Below are 21,056 nucleotides of genomic sequence, written 5' to 3' on the forward strand. Positions count from 1 at the left end.
TCAAATATGTGACGTAAACCATCAGGATTTTTGTAATGAAAATATTGTATATCTGCACGCACAACCGTTGCCGTAGCATCCTTTGTGAAGCCATTACTAATGCTTCAAGCAATTCATCTTTAGAAGCGCGCAGCGCGGGTAGCCAACCTGTGGGTGAAGTGCATCCGTTGTCAGTAAAGTACCTTGCCGAGCGTGGCTATAATACCGATGGGCTTAAAAGCCAATCTTGGGACGACTTTGAAGACTACCAGCCTGACATCGTCATTACCGTGTGCGACTCAGCAGCGGGTGAAGCATGCCCAGTGTATTTTGGTAATTCTCTGAAGTTGCACTGGGGTCTTGAAGATCCTTCGAAATTAGAAGGTAGTGAAGAAGACAAAGCCCAAGCGTTCTTCAACACCATCGATATTATTGAAAGCCGCGTTGCCGTATTAAGTGATATTGCATCTCGTAACCTTGCTATCGAAGACGTTAAAAAGGCACTTCAGGAAAAAGGAGCTCAGTAATGTCAGAAAAAACATCACCTTCTGATAACGTAGTGACTAGCGTCGCACCTACACCAACAGCTGACGATTTCGCAAAAACGTATTCTGAACACAAACCGCGCATATTGTTACTTTACGGATCGTTAAGAGAGCGCTCTTATAGCCGTTTAGTCATTGAAGAAAGTGCTCGCTTGCTTGAGTACTATGGTTGTGAAGCTAAAGTTTTTGACCCTAGAGGCTTGCCTCAGCCCGACACGGAAGATGACACGGAAGATGACACCCATCCAAAAGTAAAAGAGCTTCGCGAGCTCATGATGTGGTCTGAAGGGCAAATTTGGTGCTCGCCTGAACGTCACGGCAGTATGACAGGCATTATTAAAAGTATTATCGACTGGGTACCATTAAGCATTGGCGCGGTGCGTCCAACTCAAGGGAAAACCTTAGCCGTAATGCAAGTCAGTGGTGGCTCTCAATCATTCAACGCAGTGAATCAAATGCGTGTGCTTGGTCGCTGGATGCGCATGCTGACCATACCTAACCAGTCTTCGGTGGCAAAAGCCTTTTTAGAATTTGAAGACGATGGCCGTATGAAGCCTTCTTCTTACTACAACCGCATCGTGGATGTGGTTGAAGAACTGGTGAAATTTACACTGCTGACCCGCGACAACAAAGATCATCTTGTTAATCGCTATTCTGAGCGCGTTGAAAGCGCAGAGGAATTGAGCAAGCGGGTCAACCAAAAAACGATTTAAACAATACTGTGAACAACAGATTGTAAGTTTTAAAGACATTAACGTCATTAAGGACACTGTCTCATGGGATTTTTCGAACGATACTTATCCGTATGGGTAGGACTTTGTATTATTGCAGGTGTAGCCGTCGGCAGTCTTTTTCCAGACTTCTTTGCGCTAGTAGCTAGCCTTGAATATGCTCACGTAAATTTGGTAATTGCTGTACTAATTTGGCTCATGATTTACCCAATGATGATTCAAATTGATTTTTCATCCATAAAAGATGTGGGTAAAAAGCCCAAAGGGCTGGTACTTACCTTAGTCGTGAACTGGTTGATAAAGCCTTTCACAATGGCGCTACTTGGCTGGTTATTCTTCAAAGGCATTTTTGCCGATTGGGTAGACCCACAAACGGCCACTGAATATATCGCGGGTATGATTTTACTAGGTGTAGCACCGTGTACTGCCATGGTATTTGTATGGAGCCACTTAACAAAAGGCGATGCAAACTACACCTTAGTTCAAGTCTCTATTAACGACTTGATAATGATTATCTTATTTGCCCCTATCACGGCTATGTTACTGGGTGTTACCGATATCACAGTACCCTGGAATACCTTGATCCTATCTGTAGTGCTCTATGTGGTATTGCCGCTCATCGCTGGTGTTATCACACGTAAGAAGATGGAAAAAAAGGGCGAGCAAGCGGTAACGGCAATTATTGAACGCTTTAAGCCATTTTCGGTACTTGGGCTGTTAATTACCATTGTATTGCTGTTTGGCTTTCAAGCAGAAACAATTTTAGCCCAGCCTCAAGACATCGTGCTTATCGCGATACCGCTTCTTATTCAAACCTACGGTATATTTGCGATAGCGTATTTTGCAGCGAAAAAAATGAAGCTACCACACAATGTTGCAGCACCTGCCTGCATGATTGGTACGTCTAACTTTTTCGAATTAGCCGTTGCAGTAGCCATATCCTTATTTGGCTTACATAGTGGTGCTGCCCTAGCAACCGTTGTTGGTGTGCTGGTTGAAGTACCAGTTATGTTATCGCTGGTATGGTTCGCGAATAGAACTCGCCACTGGTTTGACTAACATGAGCATTCATTAGCGCGACAAAAGTTAACACAAAACTAAAAGCAAAAAGGAGCTCATATGAGCTCCTTTTTTGGTATTTATAAGTGCATGAACACCCAATATCATTACCCGTGAAGATGTTTATTTAACACGCCATGGTTTCTGGCAGAATAAATCCGTAGCGCTTCAAGGTAGTTTCTAATGGCAGTCGTTTTAGCGGCTTTTCAATAAATGCCAGCGCGCCTAGTTCCATCACGCGGTTTTGCATCACCGGCTGAATATCACCTGAAATGACCACTACAAACACTTCTATTTTTCGGCGCTTTATTTCTTCAAGCACGCCTACCCCGTCGAGTATCGGCATGGTTAAATCTAGCAGCACTAAATCAATGCGATGATGCCCCATTATCTCAAGCGCATCCACACCATTAGATGCTTCATAAATTTCACTTGCTAATCCATCGGGCAAGTTACGGCGCGCCATCTTTCTTGCTAGCGCCGAATCATCACAAATCAGAATGTTAAAGCTCATGGTCAACTCTTAGTCATCTACAAGTACGTATATCGCCACAAGGAACTCAAAGCAATGCGTCTATTGTCGAAAACATGGATGAAGAAAGTAGGGATAAGACTATATTAAACGAAAGTATAAAAAAACACTTTTAGGTCAATTTTCCAGTAGCTTATCGTAAATATTTGTTACTTTAGAAGGTATATGCAGCCAAATATAAATACAAAGCACATTGCACTGCATTGAATATCACTTATTGTTAAAGGCTAAATTATGCTGGATGTAACCCTTTCTAAAAAAGTTGCTTATCAAATTCTTTCTCATTTTGATAAGAGCTATCGCTGGTTTACGCGAATTACTAGAGGTGCCCAATCGCGGTTTGAGCAAGGCCAATGGAAAGAAATTCAGCTCGCTTCAAAAGAGCGTATTACCATCTATGAACAAAGCCTTTCAGATGCCGTTGCCGATGTTTACCATTTAACCGAAGTTCATAAAAAAAATGACGAGTTTTGGCAAGACCTCAAGAAGGTTTTCGCACGACAACTTGAAGGCCACCCGCAATTTGAGCTAGCCGAAACCTTTTATAATTCTGTGATTGGACGTTTATTCAAACACCGCAAAATCGACAACAGCATGATGTTTGTATTGCCAAGTCGCTGCTTTTTACCCGGCCAAGACCGAGATAAAGTCATTCACAGCTTCGATACCACCACCACGGTACGCGAGATGTACGTGTCTATTTTCAAAATCTATCGCTACGGCATCCCTTTTGAAGATTACGAACGTGACATGCAAAACCTTGAAGAAGCACTTAGAAAGCGATTAACCACACAGCAATTGGCCAGTGTTCATACTGTGGAACTGCTAAAACCCACGTTTTTTAGAGGAAAATCGGCGTATCTTATTGGCAGAATATGCATGCCAGAAGAAACCCTTCCTTTTGTTATCTCTATGCAACGCAGTGATGAACATACCCTGTTTGTAGACGCACTGCTCACAGACAGAAGTGATTTAAGCGTTATTTTCGGTTTTGCCAGAAGCTACTTTATGGCAGACACCCAAAACCCAGCAGAAGTGGCGGCGTTTCTGCAAGAACTATTACCTAACAAGAAGCACTTTGAGCTTTACATGGCGCTTGGTCATTACAAGCACGGGAAAACCGTGTTTTATCGTAATTTTCTCGATCATATGGATACTACGGACGATCACTTCGAGGCCGCGCCTGGCATTAGAGGATTGGTGATGATGGTGTTTCACCTGCCCTCTTACGGGGTAGTGTTTAAAATTATTAAAGATGAATTTGCCGAAAGTAAGAAGATCACCCGAGAGCATGTTAAAGACTGCTACCGGTTAGTAAAAATGTCCGACCGTGTGGGACGAATGGCAGACACCCATGAATACGTTAACTTTCGCTTTCCCTTGTCTCGTATCGACCCCCTTTTAATCGAAGAACTTAAAGAAACCTGCGCTTCTAGCCTCGAATTTACCGAAGACGAGCTGGTCATTAAGCATTTATACATAGAACGTAAGATGACTCCGCTCAATTTGTATCTTCAACAAGAAGAAGATGAAGGCAAAGTACGCAGCGCATTAAACGAGTTAGGACTTTGTATTAAACAAATAGCCATGGCGAATATCTTCCCTGGCGACATGCTGCATAAAAATTTCGGTATCACCCGACATGGCAGAGTTATCTTTTACGACTATGATGAAATATGTTTAATGAACGAACGTCATTTCAGGGCGCTACCCAAATCAGATGACCCTTATGCGATGGACATGTTGTCAGTTGGTCCTAGCGATGTCTTCCCCGAGCAGTTTGAACATTTTATTGTTGGAAAACGCAAACTTAAGGACATTTTGAAGTCGTTGCATGGCGACCTAATGACCCCAGAATACTGGCACGAAGTACAGATAAAATGTGCTCGTGGCGACATTCAACACTTTACGCCATATAACGCTAATGTCCGTTTTAATAGGGGTGCTAATGGCAACCCAAAGTGATCGCAACACGATAGATTGTATGTATAAACACTGATATTTAACTCCATTAATTAGAAGTACCAAAATCATGAATGTGCTACTTGTTGAAGATGATCCTAAGGTTGCCGCTCACATTGAAAAAGGATTTGTTGGTGAAGGGCACAGCTGCGTTGCGGCGCGTGATGGCGAAAGGGGCTTAGCTGAAGCTTTGTCCGATGACGTAGATGTTATTGTATTAGATGTAATGCTGCCCTTGTTAGACGGCTTTACTATCTTAGAACGTTTACGAAAGGATAACGTGCTTACCCCTGTGCTACTGCTTAGTGCGAAAAGCCAAGTAGAAGATAAAGTTCGGGGTTTACGTTCAGGCGCCAACGATTATTTAACCAAACCTTTTGCGTTTGAAGAACTACTCGCCCGTGTTGAAGGGTTAGCAGGACGAGAACGTGAAAGCGGTGATAAAACACTTATCAAAGTGGGCGATCTCACGCTTGACCTTGTTAACAGGAAGGTACAACGCGGTGATACCGAAATAGACTTACAATCAAAAGAGTTCCAGTTACTAGAGTGCTTATTGCGCCATCAAGGGAAGGTCGTAACACGCAGCATGCTGTTGGAGCAAGTTTGGAATTATCACTTCGACCCGCAAACCAATGTTATCGACGTGCATATCAGCCGTTTGCGTCAAAAAGTAGACAAAGCATTTAACGTTCCTCTTATTGAAACGGTAAGAGGCACGGGATATAGAATTGCGGATCCTGTTGTGTGTTAGCAATAGGCAACTTCACCCGAAGTTCTAGTTTTCGAGTTGGGGTATTACTTACCTCGTTAGCGCTTGTTGCTATCTTATTTATCGTTTACTTCTGGCGTCTTGCCAGTAGTGACGTATTTATTCGTGAGGCAAGCGCTGCGGTTGATGCTGAAACTTACGCGTTTACGCTATTGCATGAGCAAGTAGGTATTGATGCGGTTATTAGTAACATTCAAGCGAGAACCACACCAAGCCTTTCGTCAGATTCGAACCAAACCGACACCTCCCACGCCTTAACGCCATCTCGGTTAATTGTGGTACTTCGCAACAGCGAAAACCAGATAGTAGCAGGCAATTATCCAATGTGGCCTATTGCCATGGGTGAAAGTGTTGACGCTGGCACTCCTCTCACAAGCATTATTAAATTACCCGCACTGACTGGCGAAAAAGAGAGTTTCGAAAAAGAGAGTATCGCGCAAGACAGTACCCGCTATTCCTTTTCTGAATCAACCAACAGTATTCTTTTCGAGGAAGTAAACCTAGAAGGTTATTCTTTGTTTGTTGGCCGGAATATCGATGATTTATACAGTGCACAGTGGTTAGGGAAAACGTTTGGTTGGATAATTATTGCCTTGCTATGCGTATTGGGTGCCATAAGCTTTGCAGTCGCACTTTACGTGGTTAAGCGTATTAACCGCATGGCACAAACTGCCGATTCCATTATTCGCACTGGTAATTTAGAAGAACGCTTGGAAATAGACAGCAACTGGGATGACTTAAGTCGATTGGCTGTTGTGTTCAATCATATGCTCGATACCATTGAAAGTGCGGTGAACAATATAAAGTCGGTAAGCGACAGTATTGCCCATGACTTGCGTACACCGCTGGCACGCTTACGCAATAATTTAGAACATATTGGTGATGAGAAGCTACGCCACGAAACTACCTACGAAGCTGACAAACTGTTAAATATGTTCAATAGTCTTTTGCGTATTAGCAAACTAGAAACGGTTCACAAAAAAGAAGGGTTTTGTGAAACCGAGCTAAGTGAAATGATTATTGATGTAGAGGATTTATATCAACCATTGGCCGAAGACCGAGATATTAAGCTTATTAGTCAGCTGTCTAAAGTTCAGTTCTACGGCGATCCAAACTTACTGTTTCAAGCAGTAGCGAATGTGCTAGATAACGCCATAAAATACACGCCTGATGGCGGAACCGTTACGCTACAACTTACCGCCACGTCTTCCCATGTGATTATCAGCGTGAATGATAATGGGAAGGGAGTTGATGAACATGAACTTGATAGTTTAGAACGTCGTTTCTTCCAAGCTGATAAAAGCAGAACCTGTGAAGGGAACGGGTTGGGGTTATCACTTGTTTCGGCAATTATTAAACTGCACAAAGGTAAACTTTGGTTTGTGCACGACCCGCTTATGCAAGGTCACGGGTTGGGCGTAGTATTCACCTTCCCCCGTTAATGCTTCGATGGTGATGCTTTGATAAAGAGCTAAATCGACACTAGTTTTGTTTCTGCATAAAAATAGTCACCTCAGCCATTACCACGCCAAATTTTCTAATGTATGAGCGGTTCATCATGGCGCTATCGTCAAATGCCCAAAACCAATCATCGAAGGTAACTGCATAGGTTGTATCATCAACCGGTAAGTCCATATTGTAATGAAAGTTAAATGCGTTGCCGTATGAAGTGCCTGTTGCAGGGCCATCAATATCGCCCGCGTTGCCCACGTAGGTGCCATCGGCCTGTTTAACAATTTTCCACGTACGAGTTTTTGGCCCTTCACCTACCCCGTAGGTGAATGTTTCATCTAGCGTTAATGTACCGCCCTCGTTTTTACCTTCAATATCTACCACAAAGCGCTGAACCACTTCGCCAGAACGATTTTGTACTATGCCCCAAGCCCGAACGTTGCCAGCAAAAAATTCCTCAATATTAAACGTGGGTGAAACTTGTTTGTAAGTATTGCCATCTACCGATGTAGAACATCCGGCTATAAGAGTAAGGCAAGATAAAAGCCCGACTAACACCGTGCGCTGTATAAATTTCATAGTGACCTCAATTTAAGTTTATATGGCTGCCCACAATTGATAAAAAATGTACTAATTACTTTTGTAACAAGGCTTTACGTAATTTGGGTTCAGAGGTTTTTTCTGACAGCCAAATGTCGAAAAAAGACTGCGTAAAGTTCGTGTCTTCAATAGTGCCAGCCAGCTCACCATTGATATAAAACTCACTGGCTTGGTTTGAGGTAGCCACACCGGTAATTACGTCACCGTCTTCAACATCGGGGAAAAGCGACGCCATTTTGTCTCGCCATTCACTTAACATTGCTTCGTCGCTAATACCTTGCTTACGCATTTCATCTACTGAACGCTGTGCTATCTTTTTACCATCTAAACTTCTTTGATAATCGAGCTTTAATGCAAATGGAGCGTCAGACTGCCACAGCCCTTTAGGCGCATAGAGCGTAGCGTCGTAAACGTCCCAAAACATATACGTAAACATTGCATTACCCACAACCTGCGCCTCAGGCACTTGTTTGGTGACATAATCAGGCACACTTTGCGCCAGCACGTTTTTCGACAAAACCAAAAGCGATATTCCCAATGCGATGACGAGGTTAAAAGTGGTATAACGACGTTTAAACATATACATGTACCTTCTTTATCTATCTTCTACTTATGTCTTCTAAAAGCTAAGTCGCCGCACACACGCCCAAGATATGCCCCAGAAATTTTGAATCAGCAACTTGAAGCTTAAAATTACAAAAATGACCAAGAAACAACTAGGTCAAAGCGATACATTTTTTATTTTACGGTGCGCTCTAGTTATACTGTTGCAATTGCCACATTGATCATTTGAATAGCTTGTTTTGAATTTTGAAAGTTTTGCTGATGCCCTGTGTTTACCCTCGCCGCTAGAGCCCTTTACGCCAGACTGGGAAGGTGCTGAACATGTATCAATGTTTGTTAAGCGGGACGATAGAATACATCCCGTCATTTCAGGCAACAAATGGCGTAAATTAAAATACGCGTTTGCTCTTTTGCCGCACCACGAAATGGCTTTAAATTCGCAAGCGGGTTTACGCTTGAATTTGAACACCCAGCTACCTTCTTCAGTAGTCAGTTTTGGCGGTGGGTTTTCCAACCATCTGCACGCGTTAGGTTATTTGTGTAATCAGCTAAATGTGCCTTTTCACGCCATTATTCGCGGCGACTACACAAAACACCCCAGCCCAATGATTCAGGATTTAGTGGAATGGGGCGCTCAAGTTCGCTACGTGAATAAAATAACCTACCAGCAAAGGGATGATCCTACTTATTTAGCGAGCCTACGAACTCAGTTTCCCGATGCGTTGATCATTCCTGAAGGCGGCAGCCAAATGGCGGCGCTTAAAGGCGTGCGAGAAGTCGTAAACGAAATAGAGATCCCTTTCGACCATATTATTGCTCCTGTTGCCAGTGGCGCGACCTTGGCAGGATTAACTTCGGCGTTATCATCCCACCAACATGCTATTGGCATTGGCGTATTAAAAGGAGACGGATATTTAGAAGGGCTAGTAGAGCAGTTTCTTGAGCCGGGGCTTGCACTTAATGGTCGCACAAACAGCCAATTCAGTATTAATCATGATTTTCATTGTGGTGGATACGGGAAAATTCCCCCGTATTTAAAGACATTCTGTGAAAACTTCAATCGAACAATGCCGTTTGAAATTGAAGGGGTTTACTCTGGAAAGGTGTTTTGGGCACTTAAGCACTTGCTAGCCACTGTGGCTTCAACCAATGCATCGACCAATGTAGGTGAAAAAAGGACAATTGAAAAAGGACAGACACTTATCATCGTTCACACTGGCGGAATTCAGGGTGCCAGAAAAAATAAAACCCCTTGATCTTATAGACCCACACATTCGTTTAACCTAATATCAAGGCTGTGGAAGGTGTATATCTAAAAGCACAGCCTGGTTGTATCTAGCTTCGCGTTACTCATAGCTACCGCTCAAACGCAATAACTGTTAGGAGATGCACCATGATAAAAGGAACAAGTAGCTTACCACCCCCTTTAAACATACTGGTTTCTAGGGCGCTCAAGTTATGCGAACTGGTACTTTCTACCAGTTCCGTTTTCTATCCCTTCGCGGCTATTTATGAAAATGGCAAAGTCGGTTGTTTGTTTAGCGAAGAAACCCATTATCGTATCGACGAAAGTCAGCTTATAGAGTGTTTGCAGTGGCGAATCATCGACACTACCACAGACTCTGAAAGTTACAGTATTCTCGTTTACGCCGCGACGGTTGAAACGCAAAAACACACTCGTTTAGATGCTATCGCCATCAGCGCTGCGTGCCCCAATGACGAGGAAAAACTTTTACTCTATCCTTATTATCGTGTGGGCGACAAAATTGTGGTTTCCCCTCCCATCAATACAATGCCAGAATAGGCGTTATCGCGTATAAATTGCGCTTATTCGTTTTCCTTGTGATTACGATGACTATTTTTTGTCGAACCTATGCTGTCTTTGCTTGCCAATTTGGTATCGTCTGCTAGCATTCAGCCCAAAATTCATTAGCTTATTTAGGGATTAATTATTATGTCTCGCGTTTTAATTATTGGTGCTGGCGGCGTTGCCTCAGTAACCGTAAAAAAGTGTGCACGTTTACCTCAACACTTTGACGAAATTTTTCTTGCCAGCCGCACTGTGTCTAAGTGTGAAGCCTTGCAACATGAAGTGGGTGCAGACCGCGTTAAAGGCGTATTCGCTCTTGATGCTGATAACGCCAAAGAAGTAGAAGCGCTTATTAACGATGTTAAACCTGACCTAGTAATTAACCTTGCGCTACCGTATCAAGACTTGCCTATTATGGATGCTTGTTTAGCAACCAATACTGATTACCTTGATACCGCAAACTACGAACCAAAAGACGAAGCAAAATTCGAATACTCTTGGCAGTGGGCTTACCAGCAGAAATTTAAAGACGCTGGCATTATGGCGTTGTTAGGCAGTGGTTTCGATCCAGGTGTAACCAACGTGTACACCGCTTACGCTGCTAAGCACTATTTCGACGAAATTCACTATTTGGATATTGTTGATTGTAATGGTGGTGATCACGGTCAAGCATTTGCTACCAACTTCAACCCTGAAATCAATATTCGCGAAATTACTCAACGTGGTCGTTTCTGGGAAAATGGCGAGTGGAAAGAAACCGATCCACTCAGCGTGCGTGAAGATTTGGATTACCAAAATATTGGTGTGCGCGCGTCATACTTGATGTTCCATGAAGAATTGGAATCTTTGGTTAAGCACTTCCCTACTCTAAAACGTGCGCGTTTTTGGATGACATTTGGTGATGAATACCTAACACACCTTCGCGTATTAGAAGGCGTTGGCATGACCAGCATTGAACCGATTGAATTCCAAGGCCAAAAAGTGGTGCCTTTAGAGTTCTTAAAGGCAGTTCTGCCCAACCCAGGTTCGCTGGCTGAAGGTTATACCGGCATGACCTGCATTGGTACTTACATTACCGGTATAAAAGATGGCAAAGAAAAAACCATTTTCATCTACAACAACTGTGAACATGCCAAGTGTAACGATGAAGTTGGTGCACAAGCGGTGTCTTACACCACAGGTGTTCCGGCCATGATTGGTGCAGCGCTAATGCTAAATGGCACTTGGAAAGAAAACGGTGTTTGGAACATGGAACAATTCGATCCAGATCCATTCATGGATATGCTTAACGAGCATGGCCTTCCATGGCATGTACTTGAGTGTGATAGCAGCCCATTCACTAAGTAATAGAACACTGTAACTGGAGCAAATAAAGGTTGGCAGACTTAACGCAACGAACAGATATCCCTTCTCCTTGCTATGTGCTGGAAGAGGAAAAACTCATCCGAAACCTTGAGTTGATGAAGCGTGTACAAGACGAGTCAGGCGTTAGAATTATTCTGGCTTTAAAAGGGTTTTCAATGTGGTCGAGCTTCGACATCATTAAACCTTATTTACATGGCGCAACCGCAAGTTCGGTATGGGAAGCCAAATTAGCCGCTGAAATGGGTAAAGAAGTCCATGCCTATTCTCCTGCGTATAAAAAGGCGGATATAGAAGAGCTGGCTACGCTGGTGAATCACTTGTCGTTTAATAGTCTGTCACAATGGCAAACTCACAAAGATGCGCTTGCGGGCGTGTCTCTGGGTTTGCGTATTAATCCAGAGCATCAAGAAGCAGATACCCCGCTTTACGACCCCGCAGCGCCGGGGTCGCGATTGGGGCTTCGAGTAAGTGAGCTCGAAGGGGTAGGTTTATCGGGCATTGACGGTTTCCATTGTCATAACTTGTGTGAGTGTGACTCATTTGCTACCGAACGTACGCTTAAAGCAATAGAGGCACGCTTTGGCGATTACCTAGGTCAGTTAAAGTGGTTAAACTTAGGTGGCGGTCACTTGATGACTAGCGAAGGTTACGATGTTGACCACCTGATTAAAACCCTTAGCGATTTTAAACAGCGCTACCCGCATTTAGACGTTATCTTAGAGCCGGGCTCTGCCGTCGCGTGGCAAACAGGGCCGCTAATTGCTGAGGTCGTGGATGTAGTAAACAATGATGGTGATATTGCCATTTTAGATATTTCAGCCACGGCGCACATGCCTGATGTACTTGAAATGCCTTATCGGCCGACGATTTTAAATGCAGCGTTACCTGGCGAGAAAGCCTACGACTATCGCTTAGGTGGAAATTCCTGTTTAGCCGGTGATGTTATTGATACTTACTCGTTTGATGCGCCATTAAAAGCCGGCGATCGGGTTCAGTTTGAAGACATGATGCATTACACCATGGTGAAAACATCATTCTTCAACGGCGTTGAACACCCCGCCATTGGTATTTTGCGTAAAAACGGTGAGTTCGAAATTGTTCGCCAATTTTCTTACGAAGACTTTAAAGGCCGCTTGTCGTAAGCAGTAGATAGCGCCTTTTAACTAAAAAATAAATGCCCGCTGCGTTAACGCCAGCGGGCATTTCTATTTATGACGTTTGAATACAGCGTAGTGGATAAAAACCTATTTTATAAAATGCCTGTACCGTTAAGATTCTGGCTTTTATCAACCGTGCCTTCCGCGATAACCGTATCATCAAGATAAATAGCAAATGGCGTACCTTCAGGGCCAGTAAGATTATACCGAAACCCATGCATTTCATCGGCTAAGGCTAACTTCACCTGCGTATTAGGGTGAATTAAATCGTACTCGCCGGAATCGCCGGATTTACCAAAAATATCGACAACCCATTTACCCTCTGGCATCTCAATTTTCAAAACTTGCTGACTCATAACTATCCTCCAACCTTACACTTAACGTGATAAGCGATAGTGCAAAATGCGCTAAGCCTATTGTGTGTTAACTATATTGTTTAGATAGGTACCCTTAACCCATAGGTCTGAGATCAATCAGCGTCTTTCGCACCTTTTGCGTCTAGCCCAGCTTGGTACAAGGCATTCTTTTTCAAGTCATAATGCTCAGCCACCACTGCTGCGGCTTTCTTTAATGGCATGTGGTCACATAACGTGGTTAAAAGCGACATGGCTTCAGCCGATATTTCAGATAAATTCACTTGAGCTGGCGACACCATCACCACGAACTCACCTTTTTGGTGGGCTGCGTCTGCTTCTAAATAATCAATAACATCACCCGGCGTACCACTCACATAGGTTTCAAAGGTTTTGCTAAGCTCTTTGGCGACCACTATGTGTCTGTCTCCTAGCACACGGGCAATGTCTTTCACTGTGGCTAAAATACGGCGCGGTGCTTCATAAAATACGCTCGTGCAAGTACGCGCTTTTAGTTCGGCAAGTTGGTTGTCTTTAGCTTGTGTTTTTACCGGTAAAAAGCCTTCAAAAATAAATCGGTCTGTTGGCAGCCCAGAAGCACTTAACGCGGTAATAGCGGCACATGGGCCTGGCAATGCGATAACAGGAATACCTTCTTCTCGGCAGCGCCTAACAAATACAAAACCAGGATCGCTAATTAATGGCGTGCCCGCATCGCTGATTAACGCCACAGATTCGCCGTCTTTTAAGCGCTGTACCAGCATCGCGGTACGTTTATCTTCATTGTGATCATGCAGCGATAAGGTACGTGTAGAAATACTGAAGTGCTGTAACAACCGAGAGCTGTGTCGTGTATCTTCCGCAGCAATCCAGTTAACCTGTTTTAATACCTCGATAGCGCGGGCGCTAATATCATCAAGGTTGCCGATAGGTGTAGGAACGATATACAAGGTGGCGAAATTGGTCATATAAACAATAAAAATAACGAATAATAAAGAAAGTGTACCACGCCATTGGGCTAGTTTACGTCGGCAAACGTAGATTTTCATCGTGGTTAGGATAAACTTGCCGCTACTTGCCGTTAAACGAAGTGAAAGGAAACAGACTGTGGGTCACATTGGACATTTTACAAAGCGCATTACCTTTGCAATGGCGACAGCCACCAGCGTGCTATATTTAGCAGGCTGCGGGAGCACACCTGAACCCACCTCGGCACCTAAGATTATCAATACTGAGCCGGTAGAAGCGCCAGTAAAGCAACATATCACGCCAGAACACAAGCTGGTAGAAGCCAAAAAAGTATGGCTTCAAACTCGAGATAAAGTGAAGCGAGATACCTTACTACTAGATGCAGTAGGCCTTTATATCGCGCAAGACGATACTATTTTAGCGCAGCAAATCTTGTTTGAAATGAAACAAGATGGTGTAGCTACCTCATTGCAAGATAGCTACGCCATACATGTTGCGATGGCATATCAGAACGACCCTTCTTCATCACCGGCACAACTTACAGCAATGCTGGAAGATGTGAATACTAGCCCTGCCCTTGTTGCCAAACTGGCGGCGCTGGAAGCAGACCTTTATGCCAAGCAAGGTTTGTGGGCTAAAGCGGCCAATAGCGTTTTGTCTACCGAGCTAGAAGACGAACAAAAAGTTGCTAAGGTTTGGTCATTATTAAACCAAATACCTAGAGATGAACTTGCGCAAAGTGAAAACCAGTACCCTGAGCTGCAACCCTTCTTTGCCCTTCGTCAATTAACCATTGAAAGTGCGCGAAACCCGCAGCAATTGAATCGGTCAATTGCGCAATACCAACAGGTTTATGCAGGCCATATGTTGGCACAGCATTTACCCAAGGATGTTGCCTTAGCGCAGGCACTAACTGCCCCTCAAATTCGCGAACTCGTCGTGCTACTGCCGTTAAGCGGAAGATTGGCGGCTACTGGTGAAGCAGTGAAGGATGGCATTATGGCGGGCTATTACCAACAGCTTCAACGAAGCAGCAACCCAAATAGCTTGCCTGCCATTCGGTTTGTAGATACCACCAACGCCGATACACAAACCATGGTCGCCGCCATTGGCGACGCTAAATTTATAGTGGGTCCGCTACTAAAAGAAACCGTTGAGCAATTAATACCAGCGTTACCCCCTGGCGTAAACATGCTAGCGTTAAACCGCCCAGACGAAATGCCGACAATTTCAGAGAGCTCAGCCTCAGTAAACTCTGCGCCTTCAAACTCAAAGCCTTTAATCCCAGAAGCCGTTAACGCTGAATCTGAAATGCCTTCCAGCGCAGCACCGGCCGTTAATTATTTCGCCCTTGCGCCGGAAGATGAAGCCAATCAGCTTGCAGAGTTTATTTATAGCAAAGGCTTTAGAGCCCCAATTGTTATTGCAGCGCAAAGTAACTTGTACCAGCGTATGAACGATGCGTTTAAAAATCGTTGGAACACGCTGCACGAACAAGAAGCCCAAGCCCGCAAGGCTAACATCACTTCAGTAACGTTCAATGATAGTGAGTCACTAAGAGAAGGCATCACGCAGGCTTTAGATGTAGCCCAAAGTAATCAGCGTATTAACCAAATTGAATATATGACGAACGAAGAAGTTTACAACATGCCCCGCAGCAGGCGAGACATTGATGCCATTGTTGCATTCGCATCGCCGCAAGATACCGAACTTCTTAACCCCATAATAGAAGCGAGCTTAAACCCGTACGATGGAAAACAAGTGCCTGTTTATGCGACCTCTCGTTCAATGGACTACAACAGTGGCAAGAACCAGTGGCGTGATTTACAAAACGTACGCTTTATCGACATGCCATGGATGATGCCAGACCATAAATGGCAGCAACTTGCTCAGCAAACCAACCAAACTTGGCCCTATCGCAGTACGTTGCAAAATAGACTGTTCGCCTTCGGTGTAGACGCTTACGAATTACTCCCTCAGTTAGGGATGCTAACTACCTTGTCGTACATAACATTCGACGGGTTAACCGGCACACTTACGCTGAATGAAAACAGTGAAGTAGAACGAAACTTACCTCAAGCCGTTATTCGTAACGAGCGCGTGCAAATGCTAATGGAGTAAACTACATTGTCCGTATTGCAAGGGAATGCAGCAGAAAACAAGGCCGTTACCTATTTAGAGGAACAAGGGCTTACATTACGTTGTCGTAATTACCGAACCAAACGTGGTGAACTTGATATTGTTATGCAAGATGGTGACACCATTGTTTGTGTAGAAGTGAAGTTTCGCAAAAAGTCACAGTACGGTCAGGCCGCTGAATTTGTCACAATGAAGAAACTTCAACGAATTCAGGCTGCGTTTGCGTTCTATTTGTTAGATAATAACTTTAATCCCGCGTCTACCCCATTACGCATAGACGTTATCGCCATTGACGGAAGCGACCTTCAGTGGCTTAAAAATATTGGATAAAAAGCGCGTAGCGGTTAGGTGCGCTGATGATTAGGTGTAGGTAGTACTTAGGCTGTAGTAAACCCTCCGCCGCATAGATGCGGCGGCGGAGCTCCCATGGATGGGTTCACAGCGTGTTTACGGAAGCCTAAGTGCTGCCTGCGCCGAATTCTCAAGCCTACCTCCTACAGCCTGATGTGCACTCATTGTTGAGATTGCTTGATATCCTGAAATGCAGAGAAAAGAAGTATGATTGAACAAATTAAAGCGAACTTTACTGAAAGTATTCAAACCAAAATTGCTGCATCTGAAATTTTGCCTGAATCAATTGAAAAAGCAGCCATGATGATGGTTGAAGCGCTAATTCGCGGTAATAAGATTTTAAGCTGCGGTAACGGTGGTTCGGCAGGTGATGCTCAGCACTTTTCTTCTGAAATGCTTAACCGCTATGAACGCGATCGCCCTAGCCTTCCAGCCATTGCGTTAAGTACTGATACTTCTACTATTACTTCCATTGCTAACGACTATAGCTACGATGAAATTTTTGCTAAACAAGTTCGTGCGTTAGGTCAGTCTGGCGATATTTTGTTTGCTATATCAACCAGTGGTAACTCACGAAATGTCATTGCCGCCATGGAAGCAGCCTTGTCTCGTGATATGACCATTGTAGCCTTAACCGGTAAAGACGGTGGTGAAATGGCAGGCTTCTTAAGCGAGCACGATGTTGAAGTGCGTGTGCCTTCTAACCGCACTGCCCGCATTCAGGAAGTTCACTTGTTGGTGATTCACAATTTATGTGAATGCATTGATGACAGCTTATTCCCGGCCGACCTTGGAGACGAATAACGTTTACCCATTTATGAAACGAGTTAAAACGTTAACTATTACTCTTGTATCACTTCTTTTTGTAATGCAATTACAGGGCTGCGTGGTGGCGGTTGGCGCCGCGGGTGCGATGGCTGCGAAAGTGGCGAACGACAGACGCACCGTTGGTACTCAACTTGATGACCAAAACGCAGGTCGCGCTGTGGCTTATCAATGGTCAAAGAGTGAAGCGCTAAAAGAGCAAACCAATCTACAAGTCGATATGTATAACGGCATTGCTTTACTTACTGGCCAAGCTCCCACGCAAGCGTTAATTGATGAAGCGGTTAGACGGGCTCAGGAAGTCGATTACCTTAAGAAAATTCACAATCAAATTCGCATTGGTGAACCTATTGGGGCGGGTACTCAAGCAAATGACATCTGGCTTGCATCAAAAGTACGCACCAAGATAGTGGCCGATGAACGCGTGCCAGCCTTACAAGTTAGTGTGGTAGTGCAAGATTCTGAAGTGTTCTTAATGGGCCGATTAACCAATGCTGAAGCTAATGCAGCTGTAGATATTGCAAGGAACATAACGGGCGTAGCCCGCGTAGTGCGCGCATTTGAGATCATTTAGTCGCGATACCGCAACGGCCCTACTTGTTGCTGGGGCCTTGTTTATGGAAATTCTGGATGCCACGGTGATCACCACCGCGCTTCCCGTTATTGCCGCTGATTTTGGCGTGCCAGCAACTCAGCTTTCTATTGGCGTTTCTGCCTACCTTGTTGCCGTTACCTTTTTTATTCCGCTAAGTGGTTATGTGGCCGACAAATTCGGTGCCCGTAATGTCTTCATGGCCGCCATTATCATTTTTGTGGTGGCATCAATATTATGTGGAATTAGCACTAACCTAACTAGCTTTACCTTGTCTCGTATTATGCAGGGCATTGGCGGCGCGCTTATGGTGCCCGTAGGCCGTTTAGTGGTGCTGCGAGACTTACCCAAAGAAAAGCTAGTTAAAACCGTGGCTATTATCACGTGGCCGGCATTAAGTGCTCCTATTCTTGGCCCTGTATTAGGGGGGTGGATTGCCACCCACTTGAGCTGGCAATGGATATTCTTCATGAACGTGCCATTAGGCATATTCGCGCTTATTGCTTCCGCCTATTTGCTTGAGAACTTCACCGCTAATGTGGGTAAGTTTGATGTAGTAGGTTTTCTGCTAACCGGTATTGGCTTTGCCTCTTTTATGGCAGGTATAGAACTATTTGCTGGTCATAACACCTCTACTTTACTGGGCAGCGTGGTGACCGGGTTTGGACTGTTATTATTGATAGCTGCGGTGTTTCATATTCGCGGTGCTAAAAAACCTCTGTTTTCTTTTGAAGCCATGCAGTATCGCACCTTTCGATTGTCAATGTACGGCGGCTCGGTAGTACGTATAGCGTTAGGCAGTGCGCCATTTTTGGTGCCGCTTATGCTGCAACTGGGAATGGGTTACTCGCCGGTAGAAGCAGGTACATTATTACTATGGCTGTTTGTGGGTAATATTGCCATTAAACCCGCAACTACTTGGATAATGAACACTTTTGGTTTTAAGCGGGTGCTTATCGCAAATGGCATTATGATCTCACTGGGTTTTGTGGCGTTATCGCTAATTACTCAACAAACTTCATCGGTTGTGATTGCGGTTATTTTGTTTGTTAGCGGTGTGAATAGGTCAATGCATTTAACCTTATTAAACACCATCGCCTTTGCGGATGTGCCGAAAGATAAAATGCGCGATGCGAATACACTGGGTGCTATTTTGATGCAAATGAACCGTGGCATGGGGATAACCATTTCTGCGCTTATGCTTGCCATTGCTTCCCTGATGGTAGGAAATTCAAGCAGTGATCCGTCGCTTATCAACTTCAAAATTGCCATGGCGATGATGGCGGTAGTGGCGCTGCTTAGTATTACCGACAGCCTAATGCTATCGAAAACCGATGGCGACTCGGTTTTAAAAAAGCGGCTTAAAAAGCAGGTGAGTTGAGGTAGCACGGGCAAGTGCTACTGCTCAGAGGAAGCGAATGACTGTGCTTATTTAGGGTTTATCGCGGATTTAAACTGACACTTCAACAACCTAACTTAACTATATCTGACAGTCCGTTGTGTACGTAGGGCGGCCGTTGGCTTATTGAAACTTTCACAGTACCGTTGTTGCGTTCTGCACGCATTAAAGTTTTTCAACGCAAATTAATACACAGACTAGCCATGGCCTCTGAGAGCATTCGTGAGTGCAGATTCTGAAGGAGCTATAAATAAGGCGGTCTTACCGTGCGTTGAAGAGAGAAAGAGCCCTTCGTTTGAAAGCATTTTTAGATACTTCCGAGCAGTATTTTCAGCAATGTTATAACTGTTGGCGGTTTCTTTCACTGTAAACGCTCTTCCAGGTTCCTTAACAGCTTTCTTGATCAAGTCAATTTGGACAAAGTTAAGCCTCTTACCCCACTTTGTTTGCTCCAGCAGAGCTGTAATTTTCTGAAAATCACTTACTTTATTTTCAAGGTAACTTTTCAAATCATTAAACGCTTGAATGATTATGTCTAGTTGATAATAAATAAAGTACGTAAGATCGTTGTGTCCTCTTTCTGTATATAAAAAAGACTCTCCGTAATCTCTTGGGTTTTCTCTCAATAGTTTTGATATTGAAACATACTTGAAAAGTTTATAATCACTCTTTAGCATAAACCAATAAAACAGTGCTCTCGCAGTTCTACCATTTCCATCTCTGAAAGCGTGTTCATATCCTATAAAAAAATGCAGTATGATTGCTTTTAATATTGGATGCATAAAACTTGAACCGCTTTCAGACGTGTGATCAATATTTGCAAATGCGCACAAAGATCTTAGTCTATCTTCAATTAACTTAAAATCGGGAGGGCGATGGGCAATATTTCCGTCGCCATCTTCAATGTAAATATCGTTGGCTTCCCTAAAACTACCTGGTACTACGTTGTTTTCCGATGTCTTAAACGTGGCGAAATAATGAAACTCTAGAATCAAGTCGATAGTTAATGGTTCTCCAGCTTTTCGTTCTGCATGTTTGAGAAGTAAAAAGTTATTAAGAATCATTCTTTCATCTTCATCTATTGGTTCCCGTTCTTCCTCAAGCATTTTTTTAGCCACCTCCCGAGTGGTAGAGGCCCCCTCCAGTTGCGCACTTGTAATCGCTTCTTCCATAATTAGTGAGGAAACAAGAAACCTATTCTGGAGGCTATCACTAGCAGCTGATTCTTCAATACTTCCAACGTTACCACCAGCTAATTTATCAAGATGATACAATTTCGATTCCATACTTGCTGGAATATTATATGTAAATGAAATTCCTCCTGGATCTTGAAGGCCTGTATGTTTCAAATTGAGACCACGTTTGAATAAAACAGTTTTCCATGCCAACTCAACGTCATCACCTTTATCCACGCGCCACTTAAATTGTGACCAATGTAGATAACGGCCTTGTTCATCAGTATCAGAATACTTAGTTATGTATGGGTGAATTGCACTAAACTCTGAATCAAAATTAAAGCTGGGTGCCTTTTCTATTCTCAATTTAGCCATTGTGGAGTTCTGGTTGTTGACGAAATATAAACATAACACAGTAGAAGTGAAACGCAAATTTAAAATTTTGCGTTTCATGTCTATAATGCAATTTGTAAAGTAATATAAGCATAAGAAATATATAAGAAATACGTGGAATCAGGTGCTTGACTAAGAGTTCTAACTAGTACGTGTTTTTCCTACATCACAGCACTGCTAACGTAAGCCGTGAATAAGTTACCCATCAGATTATGTTGTAACTAGCTAACAAGTTACTTTGATTCTTTAAGCCTCGAAAAGTGTGGCCTCCACTGGATTCGCTAATGCTGACCAGTTTTCGATGCATTGAATGTCCGTCCCTTGTCTATTTG

The 21,056-nt window shown here is 43.7% G+C and carries 21 protein-coding genes; 15 read left to right on the forward strand and 6 right to left on the reverse strand.

What is annotated here, in order from left to right:
* The first annotated feature begins 35 nt into the window (after positions 1–35).
* The 3 genes from C7Y69_RS18920 to arsB all read left to right on the forward strand — a co-directional run bounded on the left by C7Y69_RS18920 (position 36) and on the right by arsB (position 2,314).
* On the forward strand, positions 36–506 hold the full coding sequence (locus C7Y69_RS18920) for an arsenate reductase ArsC (RefSeq protein ID WP_126873812.1): 471 nt from the start codon (positions 36–38) through the stop codon (positions 504–506).
* Positions 506–1,237 (forward strand): arsenical resistance protein ArsH, encoded by a 732-nt coding sequence (arsH, locus tag C7Y69_RS18925; protein ID WP_126873813.1) that lies wholly within the window; start codon positions 506–508, stop codon positions 1,235–1,237. Before C7Y69_RS18920 ends, arsH begins: the two co-directional genes overlap by 1 nt.
* A gap of 63 nt (positions 1,238–1,300) precedes the next feature.
* Positions 1,301–2,314 (forward strand): ACR3 family arsenite efflux transporter, encoded by a 1,014-nt coding sequence (gene arsB / locus C7Y69_RS18930; RefSeq protein ID WP_013782876.1) that lies wholly within the window; start codon positions 1,301–1,303, stop codon positions 2,312–2,314.
* A 127-nt stretch (positions 2,315–2,441) separates the two neighbouring features.
* On the opposite strand, the gene C7Y69_RS18935 is transcribed toward arsB, so the two are convergent.
* The gene (locus C7Y69_RS18935; RefSeq protein ID WP_013782875.1) at positions 2,442–2,828 is read right to left on the reverse strand and encodes a response regulator; all 387 of its coding nucleotides are present in this window, start codon (positions 2,826–2,828) and stop codon (positions 2,442–2,444) included.
* A 252-nt stretch (positions 2,829–3,080) separates the two neighbouring features.
* On the opposite strand from C7Y69_RS18935, the gene aceK reads away from it, so the two are divergent.
* The 3 genes from aceK to C7Y69_RS18950 all read left to right on the forward strand — a co-directional run bounded on the left by aceK (position 3,081) and on the right by C7Y69_RS18950 (position 7,022).
* Positions 3,081–4,811 (forward strand): bifunctional isocitrate dehydrogenase kinase/phosphatase, encoded by a 1,731-nt coding sequence (gene aceK, locus C7Y69_RS18940; protein WP_126873814.1) that lies wholly within the window; start codon positions 3,081–3,083, stop codon positions 4,809–4,811.
* Between the two features lie 67 nt (positions 4,812–4,878).
* The gene (locus tag C7Y69_RS18945; protein ID WP_126873815.1) at positions 4,879–5,562 is read left to right on the forward strand and encodes a response regulator transcription factor; all 684 of its coding nucleotides are present in this window, start codon (positions 4,879–4,881) and stop codon (positions 5,560–5,562) included.
* Positions 5,556–7,022 (forward strand): sensor histidine kinase, encoded by a 1,467-nt coding sequence (locus tag C7Y69_RS18950; protein WP_126873816.1) that lies wholly within the window; start codon positions 5,556–5,558, stop codon positions 7,020–7,022. The genes C7Y69_RS18945 and C7Y69_RS18950 overlap by 7 nt, the downstream gene beginning before the upstream one ends.
* 40 nt (positions 7,023–7,062) lie before the next feature.
* Here the strand turns inward: C7Y69_RS18950 and C7Y69_RS18955 are convergent, their stop codons facing one another.
* Together C7Y69_RS18955 and C7Y69_RS18960 are read right to left on the reverse strand one after the other, a co-directional pair.
* On the reverse strand, positions 7,063–7,611 hold the full coding sequence (locus tag C7Y69_RS18955; protein WP_126873817.1) for a DUF3833 domain-containing protein: 549 nt from the start codon (positions 7,609–7,611) through the stop codon (positions 7,063–7,065).
* 55 nt (positions 7,612–7,666) lie between these two features.
* Positions 7,667–8,218, reverse strand: a complete 552-nt coding sequence (locus C7Y69_RS18960; RefSeq protein WP_260563764.1) for a chalcone isomerase family protein — start codon at positions 8,216–8,218, stop codon at positions 7,667–7,669.
* Between the two features lie 307 nt (positions 8,219–8,525).
* On the opposite strand from C7Y69_RS18960, the gene C7Y69_RS18965 reads away from it, so the two are divergent.
* The 4 genes from C7Y69_RS18965 (at position 8,526) to nspC (ending at position 12,513) form a co-directional block, all read left to right on the forward strand.
* Entirely contained in the window at positions 8,526–9,452 is a 927-nt protein-coding gene (locus C7Y69_RS18965) for a 1-aminocyclopropane-1-carboxylate deaminase/D-cysteine desulfhydrase (RefSeq protein WP_126873840.1), read from the forward strand.
* Positions 9,453–9,589: 137 nt separating this feature from the next.
* Complete coding sequence (locus C7Y69_RS18970; RefSeq protein WP_013782868.1) at positions 9,590–10,000, forward strand: hypothetical protein; 411 nt, start codon at positions 9,590–9,592, stop codon at positions 9,998–10,000.
* A gap of 150 nt (positions 10,001–10,150) precedes the next feature.
* The gene (locus tag C7Y69_RS18975; RefSeq protein ID WP_013782867.1) at positions 10,151–11,353 is read left to right on the forward strand and encodes a saccharopine dehydrogenase family protein; all 1,203 of its coding nucleotides are present in this window, start codon (positions 10,151–10,153) and stop codon (positions 11,351–11,353) included.
* 29 nt (positions 11,354–11,382) lie between these two features.
* Complete coding sequence (gene nspC / locus C7Y69_RS18980; protein ID WP_013782866.1) at positions 11,383–12,513, forward strand: carboxynorspermidine decarboxylase; 1,131 nt, start codon at positions 11,383–11,385, stop codon at positions 12,511–12,513.
* Positions 12,514–12,620: 107 nt separating this feature from the next.
* On the opposite strand, the gene C7Y69_RS18985 is transcribed toward nspC, so the two are convergent.
* Positions 12,621–12,884: a hypothetical protein gene (locus C7Y69_RS18985; RefSeq protein ID WP_013782865.1), complete on the reverse strand. Its 264-nt coding sequence runs from the start codon at positions 12,882–12,884 to the stop codon at positions 12,621–12,623.
* Positions 12,885–12,997: 113 nt separating this feature from the next.
* Complete coding sequence (gene rsmI / locus C7Y69_RS18990) at positions 12,998–13,849, reverse strand: 16S rRNA (cytidine(1402)-2'-O)-methyltransferase (RefSeq protein WP_041452691.1); 852 nt, start codon at positions 13,847–13,849, stop codon at positions 12,998–13,000.
* A 139-nt stretch (positions 13,850–13,988) separates the two neighbouring features.
* On the opposite strand from rsmI, the gene C7Y69_RS18995 reads away from it, so the two are divergent.
* The 5 genes from C7Y69_RS18995 to C7Y69_RS19015 all read left to right on the forward strand — a co-directional run bounded on the left by C7Y69_RS18995 (position 13,989) and on the right by C7Y69_RS19015 (position 19,138).
* Positions 13,989–15,971 carry a penicillin-binding protein activator gene (locus C7Y69_RS18995; RefSeq protein WP_260563766.1) on the forward strand — a complete coding sequence of 661 codons (1,983 nt, stop codon included), beginning with the start codon at positions 13,989–13,991 and terminating at the stop codon, positions 15,969–15,971.
* A gap of 6 nt (positions 15,972–15,977) precedes the next feature.
* Positions 15,978–16,319, forward strand: a complete 342-nt coding sequence (locus C7Y69_RS19000) for a YraN family protein (RefSeq protein WP_126873819.1) — start codon at positions 15,978–15,980, stop codon at positions 16,317–16,319.
* A 228-nt stretch (positions 16,320–16,547) separates the two neighbouring features.
* A complete protein-coding gene (locus C7Y69_RS19005) occupies positions 16,548–17,144 on the forward strand; it encodes a phosphoheptose isomerase (RefSeq protein ID WP_013782861.1) in 597 nt (198 codons plus the stop codon).
* Positions 17,145–17,157: 13 nt separating this feature from the next.
* Positions 17,158–17,739 carry a BON domain-containing protein gene (locus C7Y69_RS19010; RefSeq protein WP_126873820.1) on the forward strand — a complete coding sequence of 194 codons (582 nt, stop codon included), beginning with the start codon at positions 17,158–17,160 and terminating at the stop codon, positions 17,737–17,739.
* A 43-nt stretch (positions 17,740–17,782) separates the two neighbouring features.
* Positions 17,783–19,138 carry an MFS transporter gene (locus tag C7Y69_RS19015; protein WP_126873842.1) on the forward strand — a complete coding sequence of 452 codons (1,356 nt, stop codon included), beginning with the start codon at positions 17,783–17,785 and terminating at the stop codon, positions 19,136–19,138.
* A gap of 215 nt (positions 19,139–19,353) precedes the next feature.
* Here C7Y69_RS19015 and C7Y69_RS19020 read toward each other — a convergent pair whose 3' ends face one another.
* Positions 19,354–20,706 carry a Fic family protein gene (locus C7Y69_RS19020; RefSeq protein WP_126873821.1) on the reverse strand — a complete coding sequence of 451 codons (1,353 nt, stop codon included), beginning with the start codon at positions 20,704–20,706 and terminating at the stop codon, positions 19,354–19,356.
* Positions 20,707–21,056: the final 350 nt, after the last annotated feature.

This window comes from Alteromonas sp. KS69 (assembly GCF_003989595.1).
In the GTDB taxonomy this organism is placed as follows: domain Bacteria; phylum Pseudomonadota; class Gammaproteobacteria; order Enterobacterales; family Alteromonadaceae; genus Alteromonas; species Alteromonas naphthalenivorans.